General features: G+C 68.1%; 6 protein-coding genes. All 6 read left to right on the forward strand.

Going from position 1 to position 8,264, the window contains the following annotated elements:
- The first annotated feature begins 77 nt into the window (after nucleotides 1-77).
- The 6 genes from mmsA (at nucleotide 78) to AC6RA4_RS05285 (ending at nucleotide 8,049) form a co-directional block, all read left to right on the forward strand.
- On the forward strand, nucleotides 78-1,631 hold the full coding sequence (mmsA, locus tag AC6RA4_RS05260; protein ID WP_500158096.1) for a multiple monosaccharide ABC transporter ATP-binding protein: 1,554 nt from the start codon (nucleotides 78-80) through the stop codon (nucleotides 1,629-1,631).
- Nucleotides 1,632-1,643: 12 nt separating this feature from the next.
- Nucleotides 1,644-2,837 carry a multiple monosaccharide ABC transporter permease gene (gene mmsB, locus AC6RA4_RS05265; RefSeq protein ID WP_500158098.1) on the forward strand — a complete coding sequence of 398 codons (1,194 nt, stop codon included), beginning with the start codon at nucleotides 1,644-1,646 and terminating at the stop codon, nucleotides 2,835-2,837.
- A 74-nt stretch (nucleotides 2,838-2,911) separates the two neighbouring features.
- Nucleotides 2,912-4,657 carry an L-arabinonate dehydratase gene (gene araD, locus AC6RA4_RS05270; RefSeq protein ID WP_500158100.1) on the forward strand — a complete coding sequence of 582 codons (1,746 nt, stop codon included), beginning with the start codon at nucleotides 2,912-2,914 and terminating at the stop codon, nucleotides 4,655-4,657.
- Nucleotides 4,657-5,583, forward strand: a complete 927-nt coding sequence (locus tag AC6RA4_RS05275) for a Gfo/Idh/MocA family protein (protein WP_500158102.1) — start codon at nucleotides 4,657-4,659, stop codon at nucleotides 5,581-5,583. Before araD ends, AC6RA4_RS05275 begins: the two co-directional genes overlap by 1 nt.
- Before the next feature lie 15 nt (nucleotides 5,584-5,598).
- Complete coding sequence (locus AC6RA4_RS05280; RefSeq protein WP_500158104.1) at nucleotides 5,599-6,528, forward strand: dihydrodipicolinate synthase family protein; 930 nt, start codon at nucleotides 5,599-5,601, stop codon at nucleotides 6,526-6,528.
- Between the two features lie 12 nt (nucleotides 6,529-6,540).
- Nucleotides 6,541-8,049 carry an aldehyde dehydrogenase (NADP(+)) gene (locus tag AC6RA4_RS05285; protein WP_500158106.1) on the forward strand — a complete coding sequence of 503 codons (1,509 nt, stop codon included), beginning with the start codon at nucleotides 6,541-6,543 and terminating at the stop codon, nucleotides 8,047-8,049.
- The last annotated feature ends 215 nt before the right edge of the window (nucleotides 8,050-8,264 follow it).

The following is an 8,264-nucleotide window of genomic DNA, read 5'->3' on the forward strand; positions in this document are numbered from 1 at the left end:
AGCAAGGCCGCCCCGCGCGGATCCCAACCACGAATGCGACCGATGAATGCGACCCATGAATGCGAGAGGTCAACGGCATGACATCCCTGCTCGAGATGTGCGCCATCACCAAGGAATTTCCCGGCGTCAAGGCGCTCGACAACGTCAACCTGACGGTCGCCCGGGGCGAGATCCACGCCATCTGCGGCGAGAACGGCGCCGGCAAGTCGACCCTGATGAAGGTGCTCTCCGGGGTCTATCCCGCCGGCACCTATGACGGCGAGATCCGCTACGACGGCCAGCCCGCGCGGTTCTCCGACATCAACGACAGCGAGGCGCTGGGGATCATCATCATCCACCAGGAGCTGGCGCTGGTGCCGCTGCTGTCGATCGCCGAGAACATCTTTCTCGGCAACGAACGCGCCACCAAGGGCATCGTCGACTGGCGCGAAACCTTCCGGATGACCACCGACCTGCTCGGGAAGGTCGGGCTGAACGAGGCGCCGGGCACCCTGATCGACAGCCTCGGCGTCGGCAAGCAGCAGCTCGTCGAGATCGCCAAGGCGCTCTCCAAGGACGTGAAGCTGTTGATCCTCGACGAGCCCACCGCGGCGCTGTCGGAGCATGACAGCCAGGCGCTGCTCGACCTGATGCTCGAGCTGAAGGCGCAGGGCGTCACCCAGATCATCATCAGCCACAAGCTCAACGAGGTGCGCCGGGTGGCCGACAGCGTGACGGTGATCCGCGACGGCGCGACGGTGTCGACGATGAACACCCGCACCGACGACATCACCGAGAACCGCATCGTTCGCGACATGGTGGGCCGCGACCTCTCGAACCGCTACCCGCCGCGCCCGCAGCGTGCCGGGGAGATGCTGATGGAGGTCGACGATTGGTCGGTCTGGCATCCCGAGCACAAGGACCGGCAGGTGATCCGCAACGCCTCGTTCCGGGTCCGCGCCGGCGAGGTGGTGGGCATTGCGGGCCTGATGGGCTCGGGCCGGACCGAGCTTGCGATGTCGATCTTCGGCCGCAGCTACGGCCAGAACATCTCGGGCCGGGTCAAGATGCACGGGCGCGAGGTCGACACCTCGACCGTCGGGCGCGCCATCGCGGCCGGGCTCGCCTATGTCACCGAGGACCGCAAGTCGCTGGGCCTGATCCTCGAGGAGACGATCCAGAAGAACATCACGCTGGCAAACCTGCCCAGCGTCTCGCGCAAGGGCATCATCTCGGAGGGCGAGGAGACCCGCGTCGCCGAGAGCTACCGGCAGGCGATGAACATCCGCACGCCCTCGGTCTTCCAGAAGGTGATGAACCTCTCGGGCGGCAACCAGCAGAAGGTGGTGCTGTCGAAATGGCTGTTCTCGGGCCCCGAGGTGCTGATCCTCGACGAGCCCACGCGCGGCATCGATGTCGGCGCGAAATTCGAAATCTACAACATCATCAACAGCCTCTCCGAAGAGGGAAAGGGCGTGGTGATGATCTCGTCGGAGATGCCGGAACTCTTGGGCATGTGCGACCGGATCTACGTGATGAACGAGGGCGCGCTGGTGGGCGAGCTGAGTGCCGCCGAGGCGAGCCAGGAGCGGATCATGTCGATGATCGTGACCGACGTGGTCGACGAGCCCGTCATGGGCGCGGCGGAATAGGGAGAGGGACAGTTGGAACTGGCTGAAAACAAACGCGGGAACGACGGCGGGAGCCTCGTTCAGTACCTGTCGAAGCACCTGCGCGAATACGGGCTTCTGGTGGCGCTGATCGCGATCATGATCTTCTTTCAGGTGGTCACCGACGGCACGCTGCTGAAGCCCGTCAACATCACCAACCTGTTCCTGCAGAACAGCTATATCATCATCATGGCGCTCGGCATGCTGATCGTCATCGTGGCCGGGCATATCGACCTCTCGGTCGGCTCGGTCATGGGCTTCATCGGCGCGCTGGCGGCGGTGATGATGGTGAACTGGGGCTGGCCGGTCTGGGCCACGATCCCCGCCTGCCTCGTCGCCGGCATCGTGATCGGGGCGTGGCAGGGCTACTGGGTCGCCTATTGGAAGATCCCGGCCTTCATCGTCACGCTGGCGGGCATGCTGGTGTTCCGCGGCCTGTCGCTGTGGCTGCTCGAGGGCCAGTCCGTCGGCCCGTTCGAGCGCAGCTTCCAGGCGCTCTCGACCGGCTTCATCCCCGACATCACCGGGCTTGGCCGGCCCAACGGCACGGCGCTTGCCGCCGGGGTGATCGCGGTGATGCTGATCGTCTGGCTCGGCCTGCGCCAGCGCATCACCAACCGCAAGTACGGCATGGAGGAAGAGCCCGCGGCGTTTTTCTGGGCCCGCACCATCATCGTCAGCGGCGCGCTGTTCTACGTCATGTACAAGCTCGCGGGGTTCCGCGGCCTGCCCAACGTGATGATCTCGATGGTGGTGCTGACGCTGATCTATGCCTTCATCACCGAGAACACCACGCTCGGCCGCCGGATCTATGCGCTCGGCGGCAACGAGAAGGCGGCCAAGCTCTCGGGGATCAAGACCGAGCGGCTGACCTTCCTCGCCTTCGTCAACATGGGCATGCTCGCGGCGCTGGCCGGGCTGATCTTCGCCGCGCGCCTCAACACGGCGACGCCGAAGGCCGGCTTCGCGGTCGAGCTCGACGTGATCGCGGCGGTGTTCATCGGCGGCGCGTCGATGTCGGGCGGCTCGGGCAAGATCATCGGAGCGGTGGTCGGCGCCTTCATCATGGGCGTGCTGAACAACGGCATGTCGATCATGGGCATCGGCATCGACTACCAGCAGGTCATCAAGGGCCTGGTGCTGCTCGCCGCGGTGTTCTTCGACGTCTACCAGAAAAACAAGGCCTGAGGCGCCCTGCCGGGGGCGCGGCTGCCGCGCCCCTGCCCGCCTCGTCAGATCTCCCTAGCAATGGACCGACCGACATGACGTTCAAACCTGCCCCCTGGCCCCGGCGCCTGCGCTCGCAGGAATGGTACGGCGGCAATTCCCGCGACACGATCTATCACCGCGGCTGGCTCAAGAACCAGGGACACCCGCACGATCTTTTCGACGGGCGCCCGATCATCGGCATCATGAACACCTGGTCCGACCTGACGCCCTGCAACGGCCACCTGCGCGAGCTGGCCGAGAAGGTGAAGGCGGGCATCTGGGAGGCCGGCGGCTTCCCGGTCGAGGTGCCGGTGTTCTCGGCTTCCGAGAACACCTTCCGCCCCACCGCGATGATGTACCGCAACCTCGCCGCGCTCTCGATCGAAGAGCAGCTGCGCGGCCAGCCCATCGACGGCGCGGTGCTGATGGTCGGCTGCGACAAGACCACCCCCTCGCTGCTGATGGCCGCCGCCTCCTGCGACGTGCCCTCGATCGTGGTCACCGGCGGGCCGATGCTGAACGGCTATTTCCGCGGCGAACGCGTGGGCTCCGGCACCCACCTCTGGAAATTCTCCGAAGCCGTGAAGGCCGGCGAGATGACCCAGGAGGAGTTCCTCGAGGCCGAGGCCGGCATGTCGCGCTCCACGGGGACCTGCAACACCATGGGCACCGCCTCGACCATGGCGTCGATGGCCGAGGCGCTCGGCATGGCGCTCTCGGGCAACGCCGCGATCCCGGCGGTCGACAGCCGCCGCCGCGTCATGGCGCAGCTCTCGGGGCGGCGCATCGTGCAGATGGTCAAGGACGATCTCAAGCCCTCCGACATCATGACCAAGCAGGCCTTCGAGAACGCCATCCGCACCAACGGGGCCATCGGCGGCTCGACCAACGCGGTCATCCACCTTCTGGCCATCGCCGGCCGGGTCGATGGCGTCGAGCTGACGCTGGATGACTGGGACCGCTGCGGCCGCGATGTCGAGACCATCGTCAACCTCATGCCGTCGGGCGAGTATCTGATGGAGGAGTTCTTCTACGCCGGCGGCCTGCCCGTGGTGCTCAAGCGGCTTGGCGAGGAGGGGCTGTTGCACAAGGACGCGCTCACCGTCTCGGGCGAGACCATCTGGAGCGAGGTCCGCGACGTACTCAACCACAACGAAGACGTGATCCGCCCGGTAGGCCGGGGCCTCACCCCGCAGGGCGGCATCGCGGTGCTGCGCGGCAACCTCGCCCCCAACGGCGCCGTGCTGAAGCCCTCGGCGGCCTCGAAGCACCTGCTTCAGCACAAGGGCCGTGCGGTCGTTTTCGAGGATATCGACGACTACAAGGCGCGGATCAACGATCCCGATCTCGACATCGACGAGACCTGTGTGATGGTGCTCAAGAACTGCGGTCCGAAGGGCTATCCGGGCATGTCGGAGGTGGGCAACATGGGGCTGCCGCCGAAGATCCTGCAAAAGGGCATCACCGACATGGTGCGGATCTCGGACGCGCGCATGTCGGGCACCGCCTATGGCACCGTGGTGCTGCACACCTCGCCCGAGGCCGCCGCCGGTGGTCCGCTGGCGGTGGTCCGCAGCGGCGACATGATCGAGCTCGACGTGCCCGGGCGGCGCCTGCATCTCGACATCTCCGAGGCCGAGCTGGCCGCGCGCCTCGCCAGCTGGTCCCCGACCGCCGAGAGCTTCGAGAGCGGCTATGGCTGGCTGCACCAGCAGCACGTGCAGGGTGCCGATACCGGGGCCGATCTCGACTTCCTCAGGGGCTGCCGGGGCAACGCCGTCGGAAAGGACTCGCACTGATGCAGATCGCACTCGCAGGCATCGGCAAGATCGCCATCGACCAGCACGTCCCCGCCCTCGCGGCCTCTTCCGACTGGGAGCTCGCCGCCACCGTCTCGCGCTCCGCCACGGTGGACGGGGTCGAGCCCTTCGACAGCCTCGAGGCGATGCTCGAGGCCCGGCCCGAGATCCGCGTCGTCTCGCTCTGCCTGCCACCCGTTCCGCGCTTCGAGTATGCCGCGAAGGCGCTGGCGGCGGGCCGGCACGTGATGCTCGAGAAGCCGCCGGGGGCGACGCTTTCGGAATGCGCCGAGCTCGAACGCATGGCCCGCGAGTGCGGCCTGTCGCTCTATGCCACGTGGCATTCGCGCGAGGCGCAGCAGGTCACCTCTGCCAAGACGTGGCTGGCGGATAAGACCCTGAAATCGCTCCACATCACCTGGCGCGAGGATGTCCGGCGCTGGCATCCCGGGCAGGACTGGATCTTTGCGCCCGGCGGGCTTGGCGTGTTCGATCCCGGCATCAACGCGCTGTCGATTCTGACCGAGATCCTGCCTGACTCGATCCACCTAAGCGAGGCCATTCTGGCCTTCCCCGAGAACCGTCAGGCCCCGATCGCGGCGGAGCTTGCCTTTCGCCACCCGGGCGGCGCGGCGATCTCCTGCGATTTCGACTTCCGGCAGGAAGGCGAGCAGACCTGGCAGATCGACGCGGTCTGCGCCGAGGGCACGCTGCGGCTCAGCCACGGCGGCGCGCAGATGTACGTCGATGGCGCGCCCTCCAGCGACGCGCTGACCGGGCTCGCCGGGGAGTACCCCCGGCTCTACGCCAAGATGGCGCAGCTCGTGCGCAATGGCCTGATCGACATGGATCTCGCGCCGATGCGCCACGTCGCCGACGCCTTCCTGCTGGGCCGCCGCGAGACCGTCGCCCCCTTTCATTTCTGACCCCGAGGAGCTTTCGTGACCGACCTCAAGACCACCCCGCTCACCGGCATCCTGCCCGTCGCGCCCACCCCCTTCCATGACGACGGATCGCTCGACCTCGAGGGCATGAAGAACACGCTCGACTGCCTGATCGATCAGGGCGTCGACGCGATCTGCATCCTTGCCAACTATTCCGAGCAGTTCGTGCTCTCCGACGAGGAGCGCCGCATCCTCACCGGGCTCTGCCTCGAGCACGTGGCGGGCCGGGTGCCGGTGATCGTCACGATCTCGCATTTCTCCACGCAGGTGGTGGTCGAGCGGGCGCGCTATGCGCACTCGCTCGGCGCCGCGATGCTGATGATGATGCCGCCCTATCACGGCGTCGGGCTGGTGCCCGCGGCGGAGGGCATCTTCGAGCATTTCGCCGCGGTCTCCGATGCCGTCTCGATCCCGATCATGATCCAGGACGCGCCGCTCTCGGGCGTGACGCTGCCGGTGCCCCTGCTGGCAAAGATGGCGCGGGAGATCGAGAATGTCTGCTATTTCAAGATGGAGACTCCGTTTGCCGCCGACAAGCTCGAGGCGCTGATCAGCGCTGGCGGCACCGACATCATCGGCCCCTTCGACGGCGAGGAGGCGGTGACCCTTCTGGCCGATCTCGATGCCGGGGCCACGGGAACGATGACCTCGGGGATGTTCGCCGAGAAGATCCGCCCCATCGTCAGCCACTACCTCGCCGGGGACAAGGCGGCGGCGCTGGCGCAGTGGCAGCTCTGCCTGCCGCTGATCAACCACGAGAACCGCCAGTGCGGGCTGCGCGCCTGCAAGGTGATCTACAAGGAAGGCGGGGTCATCGCCTCGGATCACGTGCGCCACCCGCTGAAGCCGATGTCGCCGCGCACCCGCACCCGGCTGCTGGAACTGGCGCGGGATCTCGACATCATGGCGCTGCGCTGGGGCAAGTGAGGGAACAACGGAATGACATTTCACGGCAACCACCTGATCGCCGGCACCTGGGTCGGCAGCGACGAGACCTTCTCCTCGACGCCGGTCACCGGCAGCCCCATCGCGGTCTCCCGGGGCACGCCCGCGCTGATCGACAAGGCCGCGAGAGCCGCCGAGGCCGCGTTCCCGGCCTATGGCGCCACCCCGCGCGAGGCCCGCACCGCGTTCCTCGAAACCATCGCCGACCAGATCGAGCTGCGCGGCGCCGCCATCACTGCCATCGGCACCGCCGAGACCGGGCTGCCCGCCGCCCGGCTCGAGGGCGAGCGCGGCCGCACCACCGGCCAGCTGCGGCTCTTCGCGGCGCATATCCGCGACGGCGCCTATCTCGACATCCGCCACGATCCCGCCCTGCCCGACCGCGCGCCGCTGCCGCGCCCGGACCTGCGGCTGGTGCAGCGCCCGGTGGGGCCGGTGGCGGTGTTCGGCGCCTCGAACTTCCCGCTCGCCTTCTCGACCGCCGGCGGCGACACCGCCTCGGCCCTCGCCGCGGGCTGCCCGGTGGTTGTGAAGGGCCACGAGGCTCATCCCGGCACCGCCGAAATCGTCGCCGAGGCGATCCGCGCCGCCATCGAGGCCACCGGCATGCCTGCCGGAACGTTCTCGATGATCCATGGCGGCAGCCACGAGGTCGGCGGCGCGCTCGTGCGTCATCCGCTGATCAAGGCGGTTGGCTTCACCGGCTCGCTCGGCGGCGGCCGGGCTCTCTTCGACCTTTGCGCGCAGCGCCCCGAGCCGATCCCGTTCTTCGGCGAGCTGGGCTCGATCAACCCGATGTTCTTCCTGCCCGCCGCCATGGCGGCCCGCGCCGCCGGCATGGCCAGGGACTGGGCCGGCTCGCTCACCATGGGGGCGGGGCAGTTCTGCACCAATCCCGGCGCGCTGGTGCTGCTCGAAGGTCCCGAAACCGAGGCCTTCCTCGCCGCCGCGAAAGAGGCGCTCGACGCTACCGCGCCGCAGGTCATGCTGACCCGGGGCATCGCCGAGGCCTACCGCGCCGGGGCCGCAACGCTCTCGTCCCAGAGCGGCGTACAGGAGGTGATGAGCTCGACCTGCGACCTGCGCGACGCCACGCCCTATCTCCTGCGCACCACCGGCGCGGCCTGGATGGCGAACGAGACGCTGGGCCACGAGGTCTTCGGGCCGCTGGGGATCGCCATCGTGGTCCGCGACGCGGAGGAGATGCTGGCGGTGGCGCAGAGCTTTGCCGGGCAGCTCACCGCCACGCTGATGATGGAGGAGGCCGACACCGCGCTGGCGCAGCGCCTGATGCCGGTGCTAGAGCGCATGGCGGGGCGGGTCCTGGCGAACGGGTTTCCCACCGGGGTCGAGGTCTGCGACGCCATGGTGCATGGCGGCCCCTACCCGGCCTCGACGAATTTCGGCGCGACCTCGGTCGGGACGATGGCGATCCGGCGCTTCCTGCGCCCGGTCTGCTATCAGAACCTCCCCGAGGCGCTGCTGCCGCAGGACCTGCAATGAGGTCGCGGCTCCGGCCCGCCCTCGGAGGTTTGCGCAGCTGTAGACCCCTTGCCCCGCCGCGACTTCCACCTTGCACGACCGGTGCCGGGCCGGCCACAGTAGTGGGGGGGGGGGGGCACGCCGCCCCCGCGGGGTGGGTGCGTGAACCAGGCCCACACGCGCACACCCCCCCCCCGGCGGGGAAAACGGATCAGGCGTCGTGCACGTAGTAGCGG

The sequence above is a fragment of the Salipiger sp. genome (genome assembly GCF_059781815.1).

Excerpts from the sequence above, each read along its gene's own strand:
- mmsA (WP_500158096.1), top strand. The coding sequence starts at position 78 with ATGACATCCCTGCTCGAGATGTGCGCCATCACCAAGGAATTTCCCGGC.
- araD (WP_500158100.1), top strand. The coding sequence starts at position 2,912 with ATGACGTTCAAACCTGCCCCCTGGCCCCGGCGCCTGCGCTCGCAGGAA.
- AC6RA4_RS05275 (WP_500158102.1), top strand. The coding sequence starts at position 4,657 with ATGCAGATCGCACTCGCAGGCATCGGCAAGATCGCCATCGACCAGCAC.
- AC6RA4_RS05285 (WP_500158106.1), top strand. The coding sequence starts at position 6,541 with ATGACATTTCACGGCAACCACCTGATCGCCGGCACCTGGGTCGGCAGC.